Origin of the sequence: Blautia sp. AM47-4, assembly GCF_003479865.1 — a bacterium.
Classification (GTDB): domain Bacteria; phylum Bacillota; class Clostridia; order Lachnospirales; family Lachnospiraceae; genus Fusicatenibacter; species Fusicatenibacter saccharivorans.
Window position 1 is genome coordinate 1 of sequence record NZ_QUHY01000001.1, and the last position, 23,279, is coordinate 23,279.

A 23,279-nucleotide genomic window follows, 5' to 3' on the forward strand; every position below is an offset into this window, starting at 1 on the left:
AGCCACGTAAGTTGTTGCAGGTTGTAGGTCATACACCTATGGATGCAATTACGAAAGAGGGAAATCTGATTAGCACGGATGTGTTTTCAACTTACAGAGATGGAAAGCCGATTGGAACAGAGGAGTTCCTCTTGCTCGATACAGTGACATGGGAATACTGCGGAATTAAGATGTAGAATCCGATACGTAATTGGATGCATATTATAACAGACATTATTACGATGATGTCCGGGGAACGAGTGAAAGTAAAAACGAAATCGTATCAGAATGATATGGTGACATTTAAAAATAAAGATGACGTTTTAACTGCACTGATTCACTTAGGCTATCTGGCATACGATCGAAGAGAACAGATGGCGTACATTCCAAATGAAGAAATCCGCAGCGAGTTCACGGATGCGGTAAAAGAACATCAGTGTATCATTGAGAAGTATGAAAAATAAAAAGGAGTATGAAAAAATGTATTACGTACCAGACGGAACCAAAACATGTGGTTATTATGAATGCAAGAAATGCGGCAACCGCTTTTTATCCCTTCAGACGATGGAAAAAATCCCATGCCCGGACTGCGAGGCGGAGGTGGATTATGAAATCGGACCTGGCGAATCTTTGGAGGATGTGCTGGACACCGCAGTGCTGCTGCAAAAAATTGAGGGCGAAGAGGAAGTGGAAAAGATGGATGCACTCTTAAGTCTTGCGATTACCGGCGGAGATTTTGACTGGATCTGACATAACAGAGCTTTTTTCAAACACGCTCCAGACAGGTAGCGGATATTTGATGAATGCCAAGTCTGGCGTTCGCTCTGAATTTTCACAGAATTTTACCGGAGTTTTTCCGCGATTTTAAAAGAAAACAAAGAAATTTCAAAGGTTCATGAGAAAAATGTTCAGAAACAACCGAAAAAATATCGGTGAAATTGTGTAAAATTGACAGAACCGATGCAAAAGACCGGAAATCATCGAAAAATTTAAGGATTGACAAAAAGCGGGAATTCCGCTAGAATGTGCCTATGTTGAAAAACAGCAGAGAAAAAGAATAGAGTAAAGATAACGCAACGGAGCGGTTCTGGGAATAGAATCGCTCCGTTTGTAATTTTCTCCCTTTCTCCAAGGTTTTATTTCTCCCAAAAAACACTCTCAGAAAACCGGAAAACGCTCTGTCTGTTTTTCAAGATAAACTCCATATAAGTAATGGATTCGCGAAGGCGCGGTACGAAGGGAAAGCTTCGTGCCGCGTTTTTCAATCCAAAGGAGAAACGTCAGTAAAGAGTTCGCAACGGGGCGATCTGGAAGGAAGACTTCCAGGTCGCCTTTTGATTTTACCGGAAAGGAGAAAGTCCGATGGAAAACACAAACGTCTTATTTGACCGAAAGCGTCTGGTCCGGCTGATCGTTCCCTTGATTGTGGAACAGGTGCTGGCCGTTACCGTCGGTATGGCAGATATGGTGATGGTATCCGGGGCCGGTGAAACGGCTGTTTCCGGAATCTCACTTGTCAATACGATCTGTGTACTGCTGATCGTGATTTTCACATCGATGGCAAGCGGCGGTTCCGTTGTCGGAGCACAGTTCCTCGGAAGCGGGGATAAGAAAACAGCGTGTCACGCAGCCGAACAGCTCGTGATGATCTGCGGACTGATTGCACTTGTTATCTGCGGCATTTCCTTTTTCGGAAACCGTTGGATTCTCCGGGTAGTCTACGGATCGGTGGAAGAGCAGGTTATGGCCTACGCGGTGGAATACTTCTTCATTACATCGCTTTCGTTTCCGTTTCTTGGAATCTACAATGCGGGGGCGGCGCTTTTCCGGGTTATGGGAAACTCAAATATTTCAATGGTTACTTCCATCGTGATGAATGCGCTGAACATCATCGGAAATGCTGTTTTTGTTTTCGGCTTTGACATGAAGGTCATCGCAAACAGCCGTCACAAAAAGACGGGGCCGCAGTATGACGGCATCGAGCAGGTCAGCATGGAAGAAATTTTCGAACGGTCGGATGTGATCTCCATTCACTGTCCGCATACGAAGGAAACAGAAAACCTGCTGAACCGTGAAGCATTTGCCAAAATGAAGGACGGTGTCATCATTATCAACACCGCACGGGGAATCATCATCGATGAGGAGGCGCTTCTTGAGGCGCTGGAATCGAGAAAGGTTTATATGGCAGGACTCGATGTTGTCGCAAATGAGCCGCCGCAGTATCAGATTCCGCTGATGCAGTCGCCGTACACCTTTATTACTTCCCATATCGCCTGGCAGCCGAAGGCAGCAAGACTCCGCGCAGTAGATCTGGCGGTGAAAAACTTCCGGTCTTACCTGGAGGGAATGCCGACGAGTGTGATTAATTAAAAACAGCGGATTGTGAAAACAGCTGCAAAAAAACGACTGTAAAAACAGCAGAGCTGCGGAACAGTCCAGGCATGAAAGAAGAGGTTAGAAAATCTGTCAGAAAACAGATTTCTATATAGAAGCAGCAGAGCCGGTAAATGAATGGAAGAGAAAACCGGGAAGGCGGATAAAAAAGAAATCCGCAGCCGGAAAAATCAGAAGCTGTACAGGAGCCGGTTCGGAAAGGGAGGGAAAATCATGAAAAAGCTGGAAATTGTAATTCGTCCGGAGAGCCTCGAAAACCTGGAGCTACTCCTCGAGGAGCAGAAGGCAAACGGTATGATGATCACAAATATCCTTGGATATGGAAACCAGAAGGGATATCGTCAGATGTACCGTGGAGCGGAAATCGTGGCCAAAATGCTTCCGAAAGTTAAAGTGGAGACCGTTGTGGAGGACGACAAGGCTCCGAAAATCGTTGATTTTGTTGTGAAAAACCTGTCAACCGGAAACTACGGCGATGGAAAAATTTTCGTTTACGATGTCGAAGATGCAGTGCGGATCCGGACAGGTGAGCACGGCGAACAGGCACTTTAAAAAATCTGAAAGCTACCGTTTCAAGATGACCGTTTCAGAAGATCTGCAGACGGGAACAGGTAAGATGGGAATGAGGAGGAACTTATTATGGAAAACACACAGGTATTACTCAATATCGTATGGACCATGGTCGGAGCCTTTCTGGTGTACTTTATGCAGGCCGGATTTGCCATGGTGGAGACAGGATTTACAAGAGCGAAAAACTCCGGAAACATTCTGATGAAGAATATGATGGATTTCGTGCTCGGCTCTATTTTCTTCTTTATCATCGGATTTGCGCTGATGTTCGGAGGAAGCAATGCTTTTATCGGAACAGCAGGTTTCTTTAACCCGAAATCGCTGGCAGATGCAGATGGCATGTTCAACGGACTGCCGATCGGCGTATTCATGATTTTCCAGACCGTGTTCTGTGCAACATCGGCCACGATTGTATCAGGTGCTATGGCAGAGAGAACCAAATTTATCTCTTATCTGATTTACTCTGCAGCGATCAGCGTTTTCATTTATCCGATCACCGGACACTGGATCTGGGGCGGCGGCTGGTTAAGCCAGATCGGGTTCCATGATTTTGCAGGATCTACGGCAGTTCATATGGTCGGCGGTCTGTGTGCCCTTGCCGGTGCAAAAATGGTCGGACCTCGTATCGGAAAATACACAAAAGAGGGAAAACCGGTTGCTATTCCTGGTCATAACCTTCCGCTTGGAGCACTTGGTGTCTTTATCCTCTGGTTCTGCTGGTTCGGATTTAACTGTGGATCGACCACAGCAGCAACCTACAACCTTGGCGATATTGCCATGACCACAAACCTTGCGGCAGCAGCAGCAACACTTGTTACCCTGATTGTTACCTGGGTACGTTATGGAAAACCGGATATCAGTATGACAATGAACGGCGCACTGGCCGGACTGGTAGCTATTACAGCAAGCTGTGATGTAGTGAACGACTACGAGGCATTGTTCATTGGAGCAGTTGCAGGTGTCGTTGTTGTATTCGCAGTTGAATTCTTTGATAAAGTCGTAAAAATCGATGACCCGGTTGGTGCAATCAGTGTACACGGTGTCTGTGGAGCACTCGGAACCTTATTTACCGGTATTTTCGGCGAGGGATGCAGCTTTATCACCCAGCTGATCGGTTTTGTAGCAGTTGCGGCATATACCCTGATCCTGGCGTTCATTCTGTTCTTCGTCCTGAAAAAGACCATCGGACTTCGCGTAACCGAGAAGGAAGAGATCGACGGACTGGATATGCACGAGCACGGATGCAGCGCTTATGCAAACTTCCACTTCCACAATGACAAATAAAAAGAATCGATGAAAAAGGATCAATAAAAAGGTGGTGCGGATATGAAAAAGCTGACAGTTATTGTCAAACCCGCGAACCGGGAGGATGTCATCGACATCATGGAATCGTGTGCCGTGTACGGCGTGATGGAAACGGATATCACCGGATATGGAAACCAGAAGGGTTACCGGGTGATGTACCGCGGAACCATGAGCGGACCGAATGTACTGATGAAATGCAAATTCGAGACCGTCGGTGACGATAAGACAATTGAAGTATTAAAAGGCTTCCTGGAAAAGAAGCTGTGTACCGGAAATATCGGAGACGGAAAGATTTTTGTCGAGAAAGTGGCAGACGTCATCCGGGTTCGTACCGGCCAGCGCGGCGAGGAAGCATTATAAAAACAAAAGACAGTAAAAAGGTGCAAAGAGGCAGCCAGAACAGATCGTTCAGCTGCCTCTTCTGAGTTAAAAAAGCCGGAACGGGAGGAATGCTGCATGGTAAGATACATCATAAAACGTTTATTCATTGGAGTGGTGACGATCTGGGCACTGATCACCATTACCTTTTTCCTGATTCGGATTATGCCGGGCAGCCCGTTCGAGGCAGACAATCTTTCCCAGAGCGCCATTGAGCAGCTCGAATCGACCTACGGGCTGGATGAACCCATGTGGAAACAGTATATTCTTTACATGGAAAATCTGATGCACGGAGATCTCGGCATTTCCTATAAAAAGAACGTTTCTGTTAATACACTGATCGCAAGAGGATTTCCGTACACGCTAAGCATCGGACTTCTCTCTATCGCGGTATCCGCTTTCATCGGTATTCTGATGGGTATCTGGATGGCGACGAGCAAGCGGCTGGCAGTGAAAAACACCTTGCTTGGAATTGCGACGCTGGGGGTCAGTATCCCGGGATTCGTCACAGCGATCCTGCTGATGATGGTTTTCGGTGTCTGGTGGCCGGTACTCCCGATCGTCGGTCTTGGTTCTCCGGCCAACTACATTCTTCCGGTGGCAGCACAGTCATTCGGACAGATCGCTTCGATTGCCAGACTGACCAAGAGTACGTATTCCGAGGCGATCCAGATGGATTACGTAACGATGGCAAGAGCGAAGGGACTTAGCAATCTGTACATCACCGCGCGTCACGTCCTTAAAAATGCACTGATCCCGGTTGTCACCTATTTCGGACCGGCCATCGCATTTCTGATCACAGGAAGCTTTGTTGTAGAATCTATTTTTTCCATTCCCGGAATCGGACGTGAATTTACGAATGCGATCACGAACCGTGATTATACCGTAGTCCTTGGCTTCAGTGTTTTCATCGGTGTGATTATCACCGTTGCCAACCTGGCGGTGGATATCATTTGTTCCCTCATTGACCCGAGAATCAAACTGACAAACTAGGAGGTGACTGTTATGGACTGGTTTTCACCGATTGATCCATCCAAAAAGAACAGCGAGTTTATTGCCGTGGAGAGCAAAAGCTTCTGGAAAGCGGCATGGGGAAGATTTAAGAAAAATCCAATGGCAGTTCTCGGACTGGTCGTCATCCTCCTTCTGGCGGTGGTTTCCATTTTCGGACCGATGATCAGCCCCTATGCATACGATGCACAGGACGCAGCCAATCAGTACGCGGGCTTTTCGGCACAGCACATTTTCGGAACCGACAAATTCGGCCGTGATGTATTTACAAGACTCTACTACGGAGGCCGCATCAGCCTGGCGATTGGTTTTGGAGCAGCCGTCATCAACACCGTACTCGGTGTGGTGATCGGTGGACTGTGCGGCTACATTGGTGGAAAATTTGATAACTTTGTGATGCGTATTGTGGATATCATCTACGCAATGCCATCTATGATCTACGTTATTCTGATCATGATGGTTCTCGGATCGAATGTACGAAGCATTCTGATCGGTATCTGCATTCCGGGCTGGATCGGCATGGCACGTCAGGTAAGAGGCCAGCTGATCGCCTTAAAGGAGCAGGAATTTTCCATGGCAGCACTCGTCATCGGAGCAAGCGATGCGAGAATTCTGTTCCGCCATCTGCTGATCAATGCCATCGGGCCGATCATCGTACAGATTACTTTCCTTGTTCCGAACGCCATTTTCACCGAAGCCTTCTTAAGCTTCATCGGAATCGGCATTTCCGCTCCGATGGCAAGCTGGGGTTCCATGGCGCAGGATGCCCGACAGGTGCTCACCATGCACCCGGGACAGCTGCTTTTGCCGACCATCTGCATCTGTATCACCATTTTCTCCCTGAACTTCCTCGGCGAGGGAATCGGCGATGCCTTTAATCCAAAGAAAACCAGGGGGTAAAGCGTATGAGTTTACTCGAAATCAGCCATCTCACAACAAAATTTGAAACGCAGCAGGGAACCGTCAGCGCAGTCCGCGATGTTTCCTACCATCTGGAAAAGGGCGAGGTGCTTGGTATTGTCGGCGAGTCCGGTTCCGGAAAAAGTGTCGGCATGCTGACCCTGATGGGGCTTCTGGCATCGAACGGCAGAGTGGAAGAAGGAGAGATCCTTTTCGACGGAGAAAACATTTCTCCGCCGCACACAAAGGACCGGAAAGAAAAACGAGCTTATGAAAAGAAAATGCAGCAGATCCGCGGAAACCGCATCGGCATGATTTTCCAGGATCCGATGACATTTCTGAATCCGATCCTGAAAATCGGAATTCAGATGACAGAGGGAATTCGAAAGCATCAGAATTGCTCCAAAAAAGAGGCGGAAGCGAAAGCCATTGAGCTGATGCGGCAGGTTGGAATTCCAAGTCCGGAAAAACGGCTCGATCAGTATCCGTTCGAATTTTCCGGCGGTATGAGGCAGAGAATCATCATTGCGACGGCTCTGGCGTGTGACCCGAAGCTGATTATCGCAGATGAGCCGACAACCGCACTGGATGTGACCGTACAGGCACAGATTCTGGAGCTTTTGAAAAAGCTGACGAAGGAAAAAGGAACCTCCGTTATTATGATTACCCACGACCTCGGCGTTGTCGCTTCTATGTGCGACCGGATTGCCATTATGTACGCCGGACAGATCGTAGAAGAGGGAACCGTCGATGAGATTTTCTACGAACCGCATCATCCGTACACGAAAGGTCTTCTGAACAGTATCAACAATTCGGCAAAGGATAACGATAAACCGCTCGTTCCGATTCCGGGAACACCGCCGGACCTCTTAAAGCTTCCGAAGGGCTGCGCATTTATGAGCCGCTGTCCTTACACTATGAAGATCTGTGAGGTACAGGCCTCTCCGGTGACAACCTACAGCGAGACGCACTGCTGCAGATGCTGGCTGGAATGTATGGATGAAACAAAAATCACAGTTTCCGGGGAGGAGGCGGCTGCCAATGAGTGAAAATGTACTGGAAGTAAAAGACCTGTGTAAATACTTTGATGTGAACAGAGGAATGAAGGGAGCGCAGAAGGTCATCGCCGTAGATGGTATTTCCTTCGAGGTAAAAAAGGGGGAAACCTTCGGATTGGTCGGAGAATCCGGCTGTGGAAAAAGTACACTTGGCCGCACGATTTTACGGATCTATGAGCCGACAAAGGGCGAAATCGTTTTCGAGGGAGAAGATATCTCCAGGCTTTCCCGGAAAAAGATGCTTCCCTACCGGCAGAAGCTGCAGATGATCTTCCAGGATCCGTATGCATCCTTAAATCCCCGTTTTACTGTCGGTGAGATTATTGAGGAGCCGATGGTAATCCATCACATGTACGATGAAAAAAAGCGAAAAGAACGCGTGCAGGAGCTGTTGGAAACGGTTGGATTAAAACCGGACCACATCCGGAGATATCCGCATGAGTTTTCCGGCGGCCAGAGACAGCGAATCGGAATTGCGAGAACGCTGGCACTCGAACCCGACTTTATCGTCTGCGACGAACCGATTTCGGCGCTCGATGTTTCCATCCAGGCACAGGTCATCAACCTTTTGGAGGATATTCAGAAAAAAGAGGGCATCAGCTATCTCTTTATCGCACACGATCTTGGCATGGTAAAGCATATCAGCCACCGGATCGGTGTCATGTATCTGGGACACATGGTAGAGATCGGAGAATCCAATGATGTTTACCGCCGTCCGCTTCACCCGTATTCGAAGGCACTGCTTTCCGCAGAGCCGATTCCGGATCCGAAGACCGCAAGAAGCAGAAAACGAATCCTGCTGGAAGGCGAAATCCCGAGTCCGATCCATCCGCCGAAAGGATGCCCGTTCCACACGAGGTGCCCCTACGCTATGGAAGAATGCAGCCAGGCCCGCCCGGCAACGTATGATATTGAGGGCAGGAAAGTGGCTTGCTTCTTATATTCCCCGCGGTATTTGAGACAGAGGGAGGGTCTGGCAATCGAACCGCTGCTGGCCGGAGCAAAATAGAACCATTCCGGTGCGCAGGTTCGGGAACAGAGGTTCCGGGGACCGGAGCTGTGTTTCAAACAAGCATCAGCAGCAAAAGGAGGAGAACATTATGAGAAAATTATGGAAAACAACAGCGACACTGGCAGCGGCTGTTCTTCTGGCAGGATCCCTTGCCGGATGCGGAAGCAGCGGAGGAAGCAGCAGCTCTTCCGGAGGAGGCAAAAGCGGCAGTACTTCCGATATGATTGTGACAACAATGAATACCGAGGCCGGAAGTCTGGACAGTGCAGGAGAGAGCGGTTTATGGTGGTGGTCCTACGATGATGTGTGTATGGCCCCGATCATGGAAATGAAAGAGGACGGTTCCTGGGATTACATTCTGGCAGAAAGCGTTGATGTCAATGAGGATATGACACAGTACATCGTACACCTCCGCAGCGATGCAAAATGGAGCAACGGAGACGATGTGACAAGTGCCGATTTCAAAAATACCATTGTCCGCGCACTGGATCCGAACTGCAAGAGTGGTTATTCCTCAATGCTTTACCCGATTGCGGGAGCTGAGGAGATGTACAACGGAACCGGCGATGAGAGCGGACTTGGCGTAGACACCAGCGATGATAAGACCATCGTATTCAACTTAAAGGAGCCGTGCGCTTACTTCGAACAGCTCTTTGTACTTCCGGTTTATATGCCGACGCATCGTGAGCTTCAGACCGAGACCAACGGCGACTGGGCAATGGGAAATGACATGGATGCACTGGTAAGCTGCGGACCGTACTACCTCGCAGAGTATGTACCGAACCAGTACAGCGTTTATAAGAAAAATGAAAATTACGTTCAGGCAGACCGGATCAAAACCGATACGATCAAAAAAATGGTTATGGACGATACACAGTCCATCATCAATGCGTATAAATCCGGTGAGCTGAACTTTATCTCAGCAGATTATACCGTTATGGACGAGTATAAAGACAGCGATGAGCTGATTACTTCTCCATCTCAGACTAGTTATTATGTACTGTTCAATGTAAATGAAGCACCTTTTGACGATGTCCGCGTCCGCCAGGCGTTCTCTATGGCAGTCAACCGCGATGAGGTAGCTTCCGCGTGCGGTTCCTCTTATGAGGCAAGTGATTTCTTCGTAGCAAAACATCTGAAATCCTCCGCAAGCGGCAAGGACTGGGCAGAGGAAGTAGAGGAAGATCCGATCGGCTTTGATCCGGACAAAGCAAAAGAGCTTCTGGCAGAGGCCGGTTACCCGGATGGAGAAGGCTTCCCGGCCATCACCTACAAATACCCGAGCCTCCAGCTTGACAGTGATATGGCACAGGCCCTGCAGGCACAGTGGAAAACAAACCTTGGCATCGAGGTGGAGCTTCAGGCAGAAGAGCAGCAGGTACAGGTAGCAGAGAGAAGATCCGGTGATTTCCAGCTTGCCCGCATGAGATGGACTGCAGACTTTACTGATCCGTTCACCTTCCTTTCCATGTACCGCTCCAACGACAGCTACAACGATAACAAGACCAACTGCCCGGAGTATGACGAACTGATGGCACAGTCGAATGAGGAAAGCGATCCGACCGCCAGATTTGAGCTGCTGCACCAGGCTGAGAGCGTACTGATAAACGACTACTGCTTCGGCGTACCGGTACTGAATTCTTCCAATATTTATCTGGTAAGCACCGATATCACAAACTTTGAGATTGACCCGTCCAGAAACATGATCCGTACCAAATATCTGGTATTGGGAGACAGCTCTTCTGAGTCTTAAGCAAAAAATCGGAAAACGGGAAGGCTCCGCAGATGGCTTAGCAGCTGTTTCGAGGGGAGCCGTAAAACGGTAATTTTCCGGAAAAAAAACAATAGAAGCCGTGAAAACAGGAGGAAATGAATATGGAAGTAAATAAAATCATCAGCCACGCATTACAGAGTATGCCGCCGAGCAAACGCCAGAAAGCATTTGCGAAGGATACCTCAAAACTGATCCATATGGGATTAAACGAAAACAATTACGGAATGTCACCGAAGGCAGTGGCGGCACTGGAGGACTCTATGGCGGGAAGCCATTTTTATCCTGATTTTGCAGCAGTACTGCTGAAACAGAAGGTGGCGGAGCAGTACGGATTAAAAGCAGAAAATGTACTGACCGGCGCCGGATCGAGTGCGATGATCGATATGATCGGACTGACCTTTCTGGACGAGGGAGATGAGGTTCTGTTTTCCGCTCCGACCTACGGGGCATTTGCCGATATGGCATACTTAAACGGCGGTGTGCCGGTTTCCGTACCGGTAACCGAGGAGCAGAAATTTAATCTGCCTGCCATGAAAGAAAAAATCGGTGAAAAAACAAAAATTGTGGTGATCTGCAATCCGAATAACCCGACCGGAACGTATGTGCGATCGGGGAGCTGGAGGCATTCGCAGATACCCTTCCGGAGGACGTGCTGCTGGTGATGGATGAGGCATACATGGAGTTTGCTACCGAGCCGGACTGCTGCAGTATGGTTGATTATATGAAAGCGCATCCGGAAAAACCGATTCTGGTTCTCCGCACCTTTTCCAAATATTATGCGATGGCAGGCCTTCGTGTCGGCTATGCGCTGGGATCCGAAGAGCTGATTGGAATCATGCGGAAATGTTCCGCTTCCTGGAACCTGAATGTCTGTGCCCAGAAAGCGGCAGTGGCAGGCCTGGCAGACCAGGAATATTATCAGGAGCAGAAAGCCAAAATCGTGGAGGGAAGAGAATATCTGGAAAAAGAGATGGCAGCGCTTGGCTGCAGGGTTTATCCGTCCCAGTCGAATTTCATCTACTTCGATACCGGAAAAGATCCTGCCTGGATTCAGGAACAGCTGATGGAAAAGGGCATCCGTATCGGCGCTTTTGAGATGAGCCGTGTGAGCGTGGGAACGATGGAAGAATGTCAGCTGTTTCTTCAGTACCTGAAAGAGATTCTGGAAACGGCAAAGGAATAAAAAGCCGGCCGGATGCGGCATGGTATGAAGAGAGACTCTGAATGGTTACAGAGACCGTACAGAGAAAGAAACAGTACCTAAAAAAGAGAGAAGAGAACGGGTTTTCATAGTGAAAAATCCGGTCTCTTCTCTCTTCTTTTGCAGGAATGACAAAAATACAGAGAAAAAACAATCTTTAGGAAATTAAGGCTTGCCATTCGATGAAAATTGGAATATTATATGTGCAAACGCCTATAGATGAAAAACGATGTTACACATCCTGAAAGGGGAAAAAAGATATGCTTTTTAAAACATACCAGAAGATTACGACTTTATTTAAACAACATCATGGCTATATGAGCTTTTCAGACCTCCGCGATCATCAGGTGACCGTACTGCAGCTTGCAGAAATGGAAGAGGAAGGAAGTCTTGAACGTTTTGCACGCGGATGGTATTGGTGCAAAGAGTGTGGCTATGAAAAGCCAAAAGACTATCAATATATAGAAATTGCAAAGGTAAACCCGCGCGCGGTGATCTGCATGGACAGCGCTGCATGGCTTGCCGGAATGCTGGAGAAGGAGCCGGAAACCATTGCGGTTGCCACATCCCGCACAGACCGGAAGAAGATGGAGCTGGAAAATTTTGAAATCAGACGTTTTTATTTTCAGAATGCCGGTCTTCCGGGCGAGATCTGTGAGAAAGAAACAGAGTTCGGATCCTACCGCTATTATGCGCCGAAAAGAACCTTCTGCGACTGTCTCCGTCTGAACAACAAAATGCCGGAAGAGGTAAAAGAAGAAATTTTAACCTGGTGTCGGAAACAGAATTATCCGAAGGAAGAGATCCTTGCCTATGCAAACAAGCTTCGCGCTGTAAAAAATATTGAGGAAGAGTACCGGGAATAAGAAAAAGGATACGAAACCGCAAAGAGGCTCCCGCCGGAAAACCACCAAATGGATTCCGGCGGGAGTTTTTGTTTTTTTGCTCAGATACAACTTATGACGGATCGGAAGAAAAGGAAGCGAGCTCGGCGAGCAGCAGATCATAATAATGTTCGGCATAGCGGCAGAGATAATCGGGCGCGCCTGATACGAACCGGTCTCTAAAAAGGAAGCAGCTGCACAGGTACGGCAGATTGGCCGGAAACGGCATTGCCGGCATTTTGTGCTAAGCGAAAGATTCCGGGCTTTTGCGGAAACCGTTTCCCAGGCTGCCAAAAAGCCGAGATCAAAGACCGGTGCCGACAGCTCTGAAAGCATGACACAGGGGAAAAGCCGGCCCTGCCAGTTGATAAAGAAGGAGCAGTTCCCGGCAAGACAGGAAATGTGACCGTCCCCCCGCGGGAAAGCCGGGTCGTTGACACGACGGACGGATTCCCGGACATATTGCCGGAAAATATCGGCATCCAGCTGCAGCTTCAGTGCCTGAAAGGCCAGTGCGGCAGCGTCCCCTGGGTGCAGGCGTACCTGCGCATCGAAGGGGAGGGAGCGTTCCCGGACGGCGGGCATCATATAGTGATCGGCGTGGACAGGGACACCGAGCTCTTGTCCGAGGGCAAAAATCCTGGAAAAATCCTGCGGATTCTTTTTGGTCACAGAGCAGCTGATTTTCACATCCACGTTTCGTGCGCGGAGCAGCCGGACTGCGCGAAGAGTCTGATCGAAGCCCTGTGGAAAATGGCACAGACGGTCGTAGGAAGCGGCATCGGCACCGTAGAGTGTGATGTTGATGCGGCGCGGCGGGTATGTGGCAAAAAAATCAGCCCAGGCTTCGTCCAGCAGAGTTCCGTTTGTATTGATGGTAAGAATCATGCCCAGGTTTCGAAGCCTGCGATACAGCGTTTTAAAATCCGGAAAGAGCAGCGGCTCCCCGCCGGTCAGAAGAAGAAAAACAGTACCGGCCTTCTGCATCTGCTCTGCAAGGCGAACCCATTCCTCCACCGTGCGAAGCCGTCCCTGCCGTTCCATTTCCGAACGGGACAGCCGGACATAGCACATGTCGCAGTTCATATTGCAAAGCGGCAGAAGCTCAAGCGCGCCAGTAACGGGAATGTGCTTCTGGCGGGCTTTCTGGAGAAGGGAACGCTCAAAGGTCGAAGCGTCGTCCATATAGTTCATAAAAATTCCTCCGAAAAACAAAACCGGTCCAGAGCGTGTCTGAAAAAGCATTTCCGACACGCTCCGGAGGACCAGAGATGAACCGAATCAGACAAGTCCCCTGCTTCTATTGCGTGAAGCAATAAGCAGTGGGGTGGGATTTGCTTGTATCAGGAGTGGTATAAGCCACTCCTGATAAGCAGCGAAGCAGCTATTCGGCTATGAACAAGTAGCGAAGCGGATTGCGAATATACGCTTTACCTGGAAACAGAAAGAAAAGGATCGAAACGGTTGGTTCGATCCTTTTACAGTCGTTTGAAAAAATATGATGTTGTGGGAACAATCAGGATTTTGCGGTCGCCCAGGAATTGATGTCTAAGTTGGTGGTACAGTGGATATTATTGCCGTCTTTACCTCTCCAGATGACTACAGGAACAGGACTCTGATCCCTCCAGGGCCGCGTATCTTTCATGAAACCAGTTAAAAAGTCGTCACGTACAGGTGCTTCGTGAGCAGCACCACAGGCATGATAGCTACCCAGCTTTTCATCGCCTTCATCCCAGATGTCATTGTGATTTGAATCAACATAAACGTTATAAGGATAGATAAGATATAAATTTTTATCTCCGGCATTACATTCAAACTTATAAACCTTTCCACTATCTCCACAAGCCGCCACATACTCATTTGCAACAAATTCCTGAACCTCGATTACAGGTTCCATCCACTCTCTTCTCATAATGAAACAACCTCCTCTAATAATTGATATTTTAAAGTATCATGCACAAAGTTTAACACGGAATCTTGAATTTTTTCCTCCGGAGCCTCATACTCTTCTGCCGCCTGTGCAACGACCTCCGAAATGGTATGCGGCTGCAAAAATGCATTCCAGAGGAATACGGCGGTATCGTTTGGAACCATTACAGCATTCGAAATCTGACACGCAGCCCCGACGGGAATGATCGCGTATTCTCCTGCGATTTCACGCAGTAGATAATCGGCGCTGACACGATATTTCGTTTCTTTTATTTTCTGTAACAGATCCGACCAGGTCGGAGAAGCCATTGGTTCCATCAAAACCTCCTCTTGCAAAGTGCCGTGCCTTTTCGGGCGAACACCATTTCTGCCGTCAAACCGGTAAAATAGGAGAAAGCGCGCAGAAATGCAATTACAGTTATCATTACAAGTAATTATAAGAGAAAAAGGTGGAAAAGTCAAGGAAAAGCAGGAAAGAAAAGGAAGTAAAAAAATTACAAGTTACATTACATAACAGGAGTAAACAATTGACTGAGCATCTTTTTTTTGCTATCATAAATGCGGAAAAAGGGATCGTGACACGATGTGTGGAAAATGGAAGATCACAGAGAAAAAAGAGGAGTTTTTATGGAAAAAACATTTCAGACAGGAAGCTTTTCCTTCCGGCTGCGCTTTCCGGAGGAGCTGGTCCTTCCGGCGGATATGGAAAAGTTTGCGGTGGAAAAGGAGTCGACAGACTATACCTATACCATTACTATTGTCGATATACTTCCGGAGGCGGAGGGTGAGTTACTTGTAAACCGGGTCGATTTGCAGGTGTTTCGTAACGGGGAAGGGCTGGAGAGCCGCCTGATCGGTGTGAAAGGAGAAGAGCGTCCCTATGCACTGTATCGTGAGACGGCACAAAAGCATGCACAGGTGTTTGTCGGGAGATGGTATCTGGATGGAGTTGCAAAATATGAGGTTGTATTTCTGTCTCTTCTTGCACTGGAACGCCGCCTGTCGGAGCGGCCATGCCTGATTCTGCACTGTGCATACCTGGAGTATCAGGGGAAGGCCATGCTCTTTTCAGCACCATCTGGAACGGGCAAAACTACGCAGGCGGGCCTTTGGGAGCAGTACCGGGGAAGCCGCACCGTAAACGGTGATAAGGCATTGCTTGAATACGATGGCAAAATGTGGACAGCAAACGGCTGGCCGGTCTGCGGAACGTCGGAGGTCTGCGAAAACAAAAAACTGCCAGTCGGATGCATCGTGATGCTGAGCCAGGCGAAGCTGAACCAGGCGTGGCGGCTTCGCCCGGCAGAGGCATTTACAAACCTGTACGGACAGATCACCATGAACCGCTGGGACAGGGAGGGAATGGTGCACAGTCTCGACCTTCTCGAACAGCTTGCTGGAAAAGTTCCGGTGTATCATCTGGCGTGCGACATTTCAGAAGATGCGGTGAAAACGCTGGAGCAGGAGATCGGGGCCGGTTCGTTCGAAAGTGAAACATATGCAGCTGCACTGCACAAAAACATGATTCAGAAAAGGGAGAAACATGCATGAAAATGATGGATACACGTGCCTATGTCGGAATGCTGAAAGAACTTGTAGAGCAGGGCAGAGAAGTGCGTATGGTGATTTCCGGGAGCAGCATGGCGCCGTTTCTGATTCATGGACGCGACAGTATTTTCTTCCGAGCGCCGGAGCGGGAACTTTGGAAAGGTGATATCGTATTTTACGAGCGGCCGGGCGGACAGTTTGTCGTGCATCGGATCTGCCGCGTTCATGCAGACGGTTATGACATAATCGGGGATGCACAGACGGAAATCGAGCATCATGTGCAACGGAAGCAGATCTTTGCACGGGTGACAAAAGTGGAGCGAAAAGGAAAAATACTTGTACCGGGAACGTTCTGGTGGGAGTTTTTTGCACAGGTCTGGATTCGCATCATCCCGCTTCGCCCGATTCTGATGCATGGATATGCCCGGTTATTCGGTGTGGATAAAAAGAAAAATGATGCGTGCAGAGAAAATGAAAGGAAAAGAAGATGATTACAGAAACAGAAACCGCATTCCTTGCGGTGATTTGTGCGTTTTTGACAGAAGAAAAAGCATCGCCGGCGGAAATTCAGGCGCTGACAGAAAAACAATGGAATCATCTGTTTGTCCTCGCGGCACAGCATTCGCTGCTGTCAGCGGTCTACGATGTTGTGGGCAAAACACCGGAATTTGCAGAGCTTTCGGACGAGCTTCGCAGACAGGTAAAAACGCAGGCGATGCAGAGTATTTTGCAGCAGGTTTCGCGTACAGCGCGGTTTCTTTCCGATGAAAAGGAGCTGACGCAGCTGGGCGTGCAGCCGCTGGTGATGAAAGGAATTGTGTGCAGAAATCTCTATCCGAAGCCGGATCTGCGCCCGTCCGGGGATGAGGATCTGCTGATTCCGGAAAAGGATTTCTCGGCAGTGGATGCCTATTTTATGCGGAAGGGCTTTGTGCGGGACAAAGAAACCGCAATGCCAAATGATGCCAAAGACGGTGATGCCCCGGAAGAGATGGGCTACATTCATCCGAAAACAGGGGTCTTCTATGAAATACATACCAGGCTGTTCAGCACAGAATCCTCTGCCTATGGTTATCTGAACCGTGCATTTTCCGATGTTTTTGCGCATCCATCCAGGGTGGAAGTGCAGGGTCAGAGTATTTTTACCTTAGAAGAAACGCATCATCTTTTCTATCTTCTCTGTCACAGCTTCAAGCACTTTCTTCACGGCGGCGTCGGGATCCGTCAGATCTGTGATATGGTACAGATGATTCGTATATATGGAAGAAAAATAGACTGGGAAATGTTCTGGCAGCTGTGCGAAGAGTATCATATGACGTGCTTCTGTATCAATCTGCTGGATATCGGCGAGCGGTATCTGGGCTTTTCTTATGAAGCAAGTGGGGCAGTCCGTGCCGCAAAGAAGCTTCACCCGGATTCCGAAGCGCTTCTGATCGATATTCTCGATGCCGGTTCGTTCGGAAAATCGAGCGCGGGACGGATCCACAGTGCAAACATTACCCTGTATGCGGCAGAAACCGGAATGGAAAAGCACACAGCCGGGGGAATCTGGAAATCGCTGGTTCCGGAAGCTTCCTATATGAAAAACAAGTATCCCTATGCGGCGAGGTATCCGTTTCTGCTCCCGGCTGCATACGTGGAGCGAATCCTGAAATGGCTGGGGCAGGGAGAAAAAGGACAGAAATTGAGCATTGAAGTGGGTGCGGGACGTGTCGAGCTGCTGAAAAAATACGATATGATCCGTACCACAGACGGGAAAAAGAGAGGAGACGCGCATGCAGGAAGAATCCAAAGAGAAAAGTAAAGACGCTCCCTTCGAGTCTCTCCGCATCCTGTCGGAGCGATGGAAAAACGGAACGTTCTCGGAAATCATCGATGACTGGAAATGGATTTTTGGCTACAGCGCGCGCTATAAGGGTGCGATTGTTTTTTATACGATTCTCGGTATCTTAAGCACTTCGCTTGGGCTTGTCGGCAGCGTGGCAGGAAAATACCTGATCGATATCATCACCGGATACCAGATACAGAAGCTCCCGCTGCTGCTTTGCATCATGATCGGAAGCACCGTGTTCAGCCTTGGGTTTGAGAGTGTCATCAACCGCATTTCAACGAAGCTTGGTATCGCCATCAACAACGACATCCAGGCGGATATTTTCGACAAAATCGTCGATGCGGACTGGCTGGAAATCAGCAAATACGCAAACGGTGACGTACTCAACCGTTTCAACGGCGACATTGGAACGGTCAGCGGCAACGCAATCAGCTGGCTCCCGACGATTATCATTGCCGTGTATCGGTTTATTGCCACCTTTTTCGTGATCCTGCATTATGACTGGGTCATGGCACTGATTGCTTTTTTAAGCGCACCGTTCCTGCTTCTGATGTCGCGGTTTATGATCCGCCGCCAGCGGGAATACAGCAAAGAAGTACGCGAGATGAGCAGTAATCTGATGAGCTTTGAGGTAGAAGCGTTCTACAATTTTGATACCATCAAATCGTTTGGCATTGCGCCGTATTACAGCAAAAAGATGCGCTGGTGGCAGGGACTTTTCAAAGACATCAGCCTGAAATATAATCTGTTTACGATCAAAACCAATATCGTAATGTCTATTCTCGGGAGTGCGGTGGAGTTTACGGCGTTCGGATACTGCCTGTTCCGTCTGTGGACGCACGACATTACCTATGGAACCATGACACTGTTCCTGCAGCAGCGGAGTAACCTTTCCGGCGCATTTGGAAACGTGATTTCGATTATTCCGTCCTTCCTCAACAGCTCCGTCTCGGCGCACCGGATCCGTGAGCTCGTAGAGCTGCCAAAAGAAGTCCATATCCCGGAGAGTGCCGCGCTTGATCCGCTGGCAAAGGATGGCTTCCGGGTACAGATGCACGGGGTAGAATTTTCCTATATAGAAGGAAACAAAGTAATCACCAGATCGGAGTTTCAGGCCGCTCCCGGCGAGATTGTAGCGTTGGTTGGCCCGTCCGGCGAGGGAAAAACAACGATGATCCGCCTGATTCTCGGCCTTATCCGCCCGCAGGAGGGGGAAACCGTGATCATTGCCTCAAACGGAAAGACGGTTCCCATGAACGCCGAAACGCGTCATCTCTTCGCCTATGTTCCACAGGGAAATACGATCCTTTCCGGCACAATCGCCGAAAATATGCGCATGGTAAAAGAGGATGCGACCGACGAGGAGATTATCGAAGCACTCAAAATCTCCTGCGCCTGGGATTTCGTCCAGCATCTTCCGGATACCATCAACAGCCGCGTCGGGGAACGTGGCCGCGGTTTCTCCGAAGGCCAGTCCCAGCGGCTTGCTATCGCCCGTGCCGTCCTCCGCGATGCCCCGGTGCTGCTTCTCGATGAAGCCACCTCGGCACTGGATGTCACGACGGAACGAAACGTCCTCCGAAACATCATCCGTCAGCGTCCCAACAAAACCTGTATCGTTACGACGCACCGTCCGAGTGTCCTCGGCCTCTGCCAGAGAGTCTACCGTGTCATGAATGGAACCGTGACCGAACTCGATGGGGCAGAAGGGGCAAAGATGGTGGAAGATTTTTGACAGAAAAAAGACACAAAAAAGACACAAAGGTCGGAAGAGTGATACTTCAAAGTCAAATCAGTTATAGAGTTGCAAGTCAAAATCCTGCTATAATACAACCATCAAAGGTCACACAACACGATACGTGAAAAGGAGAAAAAGTATGAAGAAAAAAGTGTTAGCAGGCATTCTTGCGGCAACCATGGCATTTTCCATGGCAGCATGCGGAAGCACAGGATCCAGTTCTGATTCCGGTTCCTCCGCAGCTTCCGGAAGTACGGCAAAGACAGAGGAAAAAGGCGAGCCGTACACTGTAACTATGGTACTGCAGGGCAGCCAGCAGCAGGATGAAGAGAGAATCGAAGAAAAAATCAACGAGATTCTGGAGCCGGAGCTGAATGCAAAGCTCGATATCGTTGTTCTTCCGTGGGCAAGCGCATCTCAGCAGTTACAGCTGATGCTTTCCGGCGATGAGAAAATCGATCTTCTGTACACAAATGCAACAACAGCTGTACAGTATATGCATTCCGGCCAGATCATGGATATGTCTGAACTGATTGACAAATACGGCACAAACCTGAAAGATATCTATGGCGAGGATATTGCAAAAACAAATCAGATTGATGGGTTTGTCTATGGCGTTCCGAACCAGATCGAACGAGGCAGCATTCCAGCCATCTTCATGAGAAAAGACCTGGTAGAAAAGTATAATATCAATACCGATGAAATCAAAGAGCCGAAGGATATGGAGAAAGTATTTGAGACCGTACAGGCAGGCGAGCCTGATATGACAATGCTGTTCTCCAGCAACAACAGTGATACGCCTCTGAGCCGTCTGTCCCGCGCTGATGGACTTGGCGATGCCAACACGGGCGCTCTGATGGATCAGACCAACAGCACAACCGTAGAAAACTACTTTGCAAGCGACTGGTACAAGGAGACTGCAACTATGCTGCATGACTGGTATCAGAAAGGCTATATCAGCAAGGATGCCGGAACAAACACAGAAAACTGGAGAACCGTATGCAAAGCAGGAAATCTCTTCTCCTTGTTCTTTGCTTATCATCCAGGTACCCCGGTTGAGTTCCAGAGCTCCACAGGATATGAGTTTAAAATCGTACCGTTCTATGATCAGCCGATCATCAACTCATCCTCTTACGGCGGAATTATCTTCTCTGTAGCACAGAACTCCGAAAATCCGGAAAAAGCAATGCAGGTTCTCGATTATATCTATGGCAGCCCGGAGGTCATGAACCTTCTGAACTGGGGCGAAGAGGGAACCGACTACGTAGTAGAAGATGAAGAAAACGGAATCATCAACTACCCGGACGGTGTAACAGCAGACAATGCAGGCTACAGCTTTAACTGTGGATGGGAGCTTCCGAACCAGTTCATCGCATACAAATGGGATGGATCTGACCCGCAGCTCTGGGACAAAATGCAGGAGTTCAACGCTTCCGGTATCGAGTCGAAAGCACTGGGATTTGTCTTTGATAACAGCGAATATGCGGATCAGGTATCAGCCCTGAACAACGTAATCAGCCAGTACAACGGCGCACTTAGCAGCGGCTCCGGAGATCCGGAAGAACTGCTTCCACAGTTCCTGGAGGCACTGGACGATGCGGGAATCGATGATGTCATTGCTGCAAAGCAGGAGCAGCTGGATGCATTTCTTGCAAAGAAATAGGCTAATTTGTAAAAAGAACACGACCGGGGCGGAAGAAAATCCGGTGTGATACAGTAACCGAGGCTCCACTCTTACTAGAAAAGATGTGGAGCCTTCTCTGTGAAAGAACCTGAAAAAACAGCCCTCATAAAAGGAGACACGCTTTATGAAAAAAGCAGAGGTTAAAAAAGGAAAAAAGAAAAACGTGCTGAAGGAATACTGGCCGCTTTATCTGATGATGCTTCCGGCACTTCTGTATCTGCTGATCAACAACTATATCCCGATGGCAGGTATGGTGATTGCGTTTAAAAAACTGAATTTTGCGAAAGGTATCTGGCAAGCCCGTGGGCAGGACTTAAAAACTTCAAGTTCCTGTTTGCTTCCAAGGATGCATGGATTATTACAAGAAACACGTTGCTGTATAACGTTGCATTTATTCTTGTAAACATGGTAGTCGGAATTGCCATTGCGATTCTGATTACGGAGGTAAGAAACACAAAGCTCAAAAAGATATATCAGAGTGCGATTCTTCTTCCGTTCCTGATGTCCATGGTTATCTTAAGCTACATCGTATATGCGCTTCTGAGTGCAGAAAATGGTCTTGTCAACAACTCGATCCTTCCGTTGTTCCACATTGACCCGATTCAGTGGTACCAGAAACCGAAATACTGGCCGGCGGTCCTGATCATCGCGAACTGCTGGAAGGGCGTAGGATACGGATGCCTGATCTACATTGCATCGCTGATCGGTATCGATCCTTCCTTCTATGAGGCTGCCAGACTGGACGGCGCAAGCAAATGGCAGGAGATTACGAAAATCACACTGCCGAGCCTCGTTCCGACCATCATCACCCTGCTGCTTCTCAGCATCGGAAGAATTTTCTATTCCGATTTCGGTCTGTTCTATCAGGTACCAATGAACTCCGGTGTTCTGTTCCCGACCACAAACGTTATCGATACCTATGTATACCGCGCCCTGATTGAGCAGGGAAATATCAGTATGTCATCTGCAGCCGGTGTATACCAGTCTCTGGTAGGCTTCTGTGTCGTAATGTTGAGTAACTGGATTGTCCGCAGAGTAGACAAAGACCAGGCATTATTCTAGGAGGATGGAAGTATGACAAATTCAAAAAAAGCAAAACGTTTCCAGTTCTGGATTAATGTAGTACTCATTCTGATTACGTTATCCATTGTACTGCCGTTTGTACTCGTATTTATTTCCTCGCTGACCGATGAAAACACACTGATCCGCAACGGATATTCGTTCTTCCCGGAGAAATTTAGCTTTTATGCTTACTCCTATATCATCCGTCAGGGTGAGAAAATCCTGAGAGCGTACGGAATCACCGTTTTTGTAACGATTGTTGGTACCGCTGCAAATATTGCGATGTCCGCTCTGTTGGCATATCCGCTTTCTGTTAAAAAACTGCCGTACCGCAGAGCAATTACCTTTTTCGTATTCTTTACGATGCTGTTCAACGGCGGACTGGTGCCGACCTACTTGATGTATGTAAATTATCTTCACATCAAAAACACGATCTGGGCGTTGATTGTTCCGGGCTTCCTGTTAAGTGCAAACAACGTGCTGATGATCCGAAGCTACTTTAACACCAGTATCCCGGACGCGCTGTTCGAGGCGGCCAAAATCGATGGCGCAGGACACATGAAGATTTTCACCAGCATCACACTGCCGCTTGGAAAACCGATTCTGGTAACCATGGGACTGTTTTCCGCACTTGGCTATTGGAATGACTGGACAAATGGTTTATACTATTTATCAGGAAATGAAGGCCAGAAGCTTTACAGTATCCAGAACCTGCTGAACCAGATGATCACCGATATTCAGTACCTGGCAAGTGGAAAAGTAACTGGAAATATCGGTGCCGAGGTGGCAAAGCTGCCGACAACCTCGATCCGTATGGCAATCGCATTTATCGCCATGCTGCCGCTGTTTATCATCTATCCGTTCCTTCAGAAATACTTCGCAGAAGGTATCACACTTGGTGCGGTAAAGGGATGATTTTCCATGCAGGAATAAAAAAGAGAAACATTTCGGTGTTTCCGACATAAATCAGAAAAACAGTACAGACTCATGGAAACATGAGGTGTACTGTTTTTCTGCTGTA

General features: G+C 48.5%; 21 protein-coding genes and 2 pseudogenes. 20 read left to right on the top strand and 3 right to left on the bottom strand.

Annotation, left to right across the window (positions count from 1 at the left end; genetic code table 11):
- Positions 1 to 194 precede the first annotated feature (194 nt).
- The 13 genes and pseudogenes from DW965_RS00005 to DW965_RS00070 all read left to right on the top strand — a co-directional run bounded on the left by DW965_RS00005 (position 195) and on the right by DW965_RS00070 (position 12,448).
- Positions 195 to 443: a hypothetical protein gene (locus tag DW965_RS00005; RefSeq protein WP_147341985.1), complete on the top strand. Its 249-nt coding sequence runs from the start codon at positions 195 to 197 to the stop codon at positions 441 to 443.
- Between the two features lie 16 nt (positions 444 to 459).
- The gene (locus DW965_RS00010) at positions 460 to 729 is read left to right on the top strand and encodes a hypothetical protein (protein WP_055221876.1); all 270 of its coding nucleotides are present in this window, start codon (positions 460 to 462) and stop codon (positions 727 to 729) included.
- 612 nt (positions 730 to 1,341) lie between these two features.
- Positions 1,342 to 2,349 carry an NAD(P)-dependent oxidoreductase gene (locus DW965_RS00015; RefSeq protein ID WP_117761475.1) on the top strand — a complete coding sequence of 336 codons (1,008 nt, stop codon included), beginning with the start codon at positions 1,342 to 1,344 and terminating at the stop codon, positions 2,347 to 2,349.
- A gap of 237 nt (positions 2,350 to 2,586) precedes the next feature.
- Positions 2,587 to 2,925: a P-II family nitrogen regulator gene (locus DW965_RS00020; protein WP_119197920.1), complete on the top strand. Its 339-nt coding sequence runs from the start codon at positions 2,587 to 2,589 to the stop codon at positions 2,923 to 2,925.
- Between the two features lie 87 nt (positions 2,926 to 3,012).
- Positions 3,013 to 4,227: an ammonium transporter gene (locus DW965_RS00025; RefSeq protein WP_119197854.1), complete on the top strand. Its 1,215-nt coding sequence runs from the start codon at positions 3,013 to 3,015 to the stop codon at positions 4,225 to 4,227.
- Between the two features lie 42 nt (positions 4,228 to 4,269).
- Positions 4,270 to 4,608: a P-II family nitrogen regulator gene (locus tag DW965_RS00030; protein WP_022462439.1), complete on the top strand. Its 339-nt coding sequence runs from the start codon at positions 4,270 to 4,272 to the stop codon at positions 4,606 to 4,608.
- Positions 4,609 to 4,704: 96 nt separating this feature from the next.
- Positions 4,705 to 5,619 (top strand): ABC transporter permease, encoded by a 915-nt coding sequence (locus tag DW965_RS00035; protein WP_118601248.1) that lies wholly within the window; start codon positions 4,705 to 4,707, stop codon positions 5,617 to 5,619.
- Positions 5,620 to 5,631: 12 nt separating this feature from the next.
- A complete protein-coding gene (locus DW965_RS00040) occupies positions 5,632 to 6,537 on the top strand; it encodes an ABC transporter permease (protein ID WP_119197855.1) in 906 nt (301 codons plus the stop codon).
- 5 nt (positions 6,538 to 6,542) lie between these two features.
- Positions 6,543 to 7,586, top strand: a complete 1,044-nt coding sequence (locus DW965_RS00045; RefSeq protein ID WP_119197856.1) for an ABC transporter ATP-binding protein — start codon at positions 6,543 to 6,545, stop codon at positions 7,584 to 7,586.
- The gene (locus tag DW965_RS00050) at positions 7,579 to 8,604 is read left to right on the top strand and encodes an ABC transporter ATP-binding protein (RefSeq protein WP_119197857.1); all 1,026 of its coding nucleotides are present in this window, start codon (positions 7,579 to 7,581) and stop codon (positions 8,602 to 8,604) included. The genes DW965_RS00045 and DW965_RS00050 overlap by 8 nt, the downstream gene beginning before the upstream one ends.
- A gap of 91 nt (positions 8,605 to 8,695) precedes the next feature.
- Positions 8,696 to 10,360 carry a peptide ABC transporter substrate-binding protein gene (locus DW965_RS00055; RefSeq protein WP_119197858.1) on the top strand — a complete coding sequence of 555 codons (1,665 nt, stop codon included), beginning with the start codon at positions 8,696 to 8,698 and terminating at the stop codon, positions 10,358 to 10,360.
- A gap of 245 nt (positions 10,361 to 10,605) precedes the next feature.
- Positions 10,606 to 11,564 (top strand): annotated as a pseudogene (locus DW965_RS19475) (pyridoxal phosphate-dependent aminotransferase).
- 278 nt (positions 11,565 to 11,842) lie between these two features.
- The gene (locus tag DW965_RS00070) at positions 11,843 to 12,448 is read left to right on the top strand and encodes a type IV toxin-antitoxin system AbiEi family antitoxin domain-containing protein (RefSeq protein WP_117804661.1); all 606 of its coding nucleotides are present in this window, start codon (positions 11,843 to 11,845) and stop codon (positions 12,446 to 12,448) included.
- Here DW965_RS00070 and DW965_RS00075 read toward each other — a convergent pair.
- The 3 genes from DW965_RS00075 to DW965_RS00085 form a co-directional block, all read right to left on the bottom strand.
- Complete coding sequence (locus DW965_RS00075; RefSeq protein WP_243036222.1) at positions 12,347 to 13,660, bottom strand: radical SAM/SPASM domain-containing protein; 1,314 nt, start codon at positions 13,658 to 13,660, stop codon at positions 12,347 to 12,349. The two genes, DW965_RS00070 and DW965_RS00075, sit on opposite strands and share 102 nt — an antisense overlap.
- 322 nt (positions 13,661 to 13,982) lie before the next feature.
- The gene (locus DW965_RS00080; protein ID WP_117804660.1) at positions 13,983 to 14,378 is read right to left on the bottom strand and encodes a hypothetical protein; all 396 of its coding nucleotides are present in this window, start codon (positions 14,376 to 14,378) and stop codon (positions 13,983 to 13,985) included.
- Positions 14,375 to 14,713: a PqqD family peptide modification chaperone gene (locus DW965_RS00085; protein WP_117804659.1), complete on the bottom strand. Its 339-nt coding sequence runs from the start codon at positions 14,711 to 14,713 to the stop codon at positions 14,375 to 14,377. Before DW965_RS00085 ends, DW965_RS00080 begins: the two co-directional genes overlap by 4 nt.
- Positions 14,714 to 15,022: 309 nt before the next feature.
- On the opposite strand from DW965_RS00085, the gene DW965_RS00090 reads away from it, so the two are divergent.
- The 7 genes and pseudogenes from DW965_RS00090 (at position 15,023) to DW965_RS00120 (ending at position 23,173) form a co-directional block, all read left to right on the top strand.
- On the top strand, positions 15,023 to 15,946 hold the full coding sequence (locus tag DW965_RS00090; RefSeq protein ID WP_117761466.1) for a hypothetical protein: 924 nt from the start codon (positions 15,023 to 15,025) through the stop codon (positions 15,944 to 15,946).
- Positions 15,943 to 16,434: a S24/S26 family peptidase gene (locus tag DW965_RS00095; protein WP_117761465.1), complete on the top strand. Its 492-nt coding sequence runs from the start codon at positions 15,943 to 15,945 to the stop codon at positions 16,432 to 16,434. Before DW965_RS00090 ends, DW965_RS00095 begins: the two co-directional genes overlap by 4 nt.
- On the top strand, positions 16,431 to 17,747 hold the full coding sequence (locus DW965_RS00100; RefSeq protein ID WP_119197861.1) for a nucleotidyltransferase domain-containing protein: 1,317 nt from the start codon (positions 16,431 to 16,433) through the stop codon (positions 17,745 to 17,747). Before DW965_RS00095 ends, DW965_RS00100 begins: the two co-directional genes overlap by 4 nt.
- Complete coding sequence (locus DW965_RS00105; RefSeq protein ID WP_119197862.1) at positions 17,719 to 19,509, top strand: ABC transporter ATP-binding protein; 1,791 nt, start codon at positions 17,719 to 17,721, stop codon at positions 19,507 to 19,509. The genes DW965_RS00100 and DW965_RS00105 overlap by 29 nt, the downstream gene beginning before the upstream one ends.
- Before the next feature lie 142 nt (positions 19,510 to 19,651).
- The gene (locus DW965_RS00110; RefSeq protein ID WP_119197863.1) at positions 19,652 to 21,175 is read left to right on the top strand and encodes an ABC transporter substrate-binding protein; all 1,524 of its coding nucleotides are present in this window, start codon (positions 19,652 to 19,654) and stop codon (positions 21,173 to 21,175) included.
- Between the two features lie 145 nt (positions 21,176 to 21,320).
- Positions 21,321 to 22,258: pseudogene (locus tag DW965_RS00115) on the top strand (ABC transporter permease).
- 12 nt (positions 22,259 to 22,270) lie between these two features.
- Positions 22,271 to 23,173 carry a carbohydrate ABC transporter permease gene (locus DW965_RS00120; protein WP_022461198.1) on the top strand — a complete coding sequence of 301 codons (903 nt, stop codon included), beginning with the start codon at positions 22,271 to 22,273 and terminating at the stop codon, positions 23,171 to 23,173.
- The last annotated feature ends 106 nt before the right edge of the window (positions 23,174 to 23,279 follow it).

Excerpts from the sequence above, each read along its gene's own strand:
- DW965_RS00005 (WP_147341985.1), top strand. The coding sequence starts at position 195 with ATGCATATTATAACAGACATTATTACGATGATGTCCGGGGAACGAGTG.
- DW965_RS00010 (WP_055221876.1), top strand. The coding sequence starts at position 460 with ATGTATTACGTACCAGACGGAACCAAAACATGTGGTTATTATGAATGC.
- DW965_RS00015 (WP_117761475.1), top strand. The coding sequence starts at position 1,342 with ATGGAAAACACAAACGTCTTATTTGACCGAAAGCGTCTGGTCCGGCTG.
- DW965_RS00020 (WP_119197920.1), top strand. The coding sequence starts at position 2,587 with ATGAAAAAGCTGGAAATTGTAATTCGTCCGGAGAGCCTCGAAAACCTG.
- DW965_RS00025 (WP_119197854.1), top strand. The coding sequence starts at position 3,013 with ATGGAAAACACACAGGTATTACTCAATATCGTATGGACCATGGTCGGA.
- DW965_RS00030 (WP_022462439.1), top strand. The coding sequence starts at position 4,270 with ATGAAAAAGCTGACAGTTATTGTCAAACCCGCGAACCGGGAGGATGTC.
- DW965_RS00035 (WP_118601248.1), top strand. The coding sequence starts at position 4,705 with ATGGTAAGATACATCATAAAACGTTTATTCATTGGAGTGGTGACGATC.
- DW965_RS00040 (WP_119197855.1), top strand. The coding sequence starts at position 5,632 with ATGGACTGGTTTTCACCGATTGATCCATCCAAAAAGAACAGCGAGTTT.
- DW965_RS00045 (WP_119197856.1), top strand. The coding sequence starts at position 6,543 with ATGAGTTTACTCGAAATCAGCCATCTCACAACAAAATTTGAAACGCAG.
- DW965_RS00050 (WP_119197857.1), top strand. The coding sequence starts at position 7,579 with ATGAGTGAAAATGTACTGGAAGTAAAAGACCTGTGTAAATACTTTGAT.
- DW965_RS00055 (WP_119197858.1), top strand. The coding sequence starts at position 8,696 with ATGAGAAAATTATGGAAAACAACAGCGACACTGGCAGCGGCTGTTCTT.
- DW965_RS00070 (WP_117804661.1), top strand. The coding sequence starts at position 11,843 with ATGCTTTTTAAAACATACCAGAAGATTACGACTTTATTTAAACAACAT.
- DW965_RS00075 (WP_243036222.1), bottom strand. The coding sequence starts at position 13,660 with ATGAACTATATGGACGACGCTTCGACCTTTGAGCGTTCCCTTCTCCAG.
- DW965_RS00080 (WP_117804660.1), bottom strand. The coding sequence starts at position 14,378 with ATGAGAAGAGAGTGGATGGAACCTGTAATCGAGGTTCAGGAATTTGTT.
- DW965_RS00085 (WP_117804659.1), bottom strand. The coding sequence starts at position 14,713 with ATGGAACCAATGGCTTCTCCGACCTGGTCGGATCTGTTACAGAAAATA.
- DW965_RS00090 (WP_117761466.1), top strand. The coding sequence starts at position 15,023 with ATGGAAAAAACATTTCAGACAGGAAGCTTTTCCTTCCGGCTGCGCTTT.
- DW965_RS00095 (WP_117761465.1), top strand. The coding sequence starts at position 15,943 with ATGAAAATGATGGATACACGTGCCTATGTCGGAATGCTGAAAGAACTT.
- DW965_RS00100 (WP_119197861.1), top strand. The coding sequence starts at position 16,431 with ATGATTACAGAAACAGAAACCGCATTCCTTGCGGTGATTTGTGCGTTT.
- DW965_RS00105 (WP_119197862.1), top strand. The coding sequence starts at position 17,719 with ATGCAGGAAGAATCCAAAGAGAAAAGTAAAGACGCTCCCTTCGAGTCT.
- DW965_RS00110 (WP_119197863.1), top strand. The coding sequence starts at position 19,652 with ATGAAGAAAAAAGTGTTAGCAGGCATTCTTGCGGCAACCATGGCATTT.
- DW965_RS00120 (WP_022461198.1), top strand. The coding sequence starts at position 22,271 with ATGACAAATTCAAAAAAAGCAAAACGTTTCCAGTTCTGGATTAATGTA.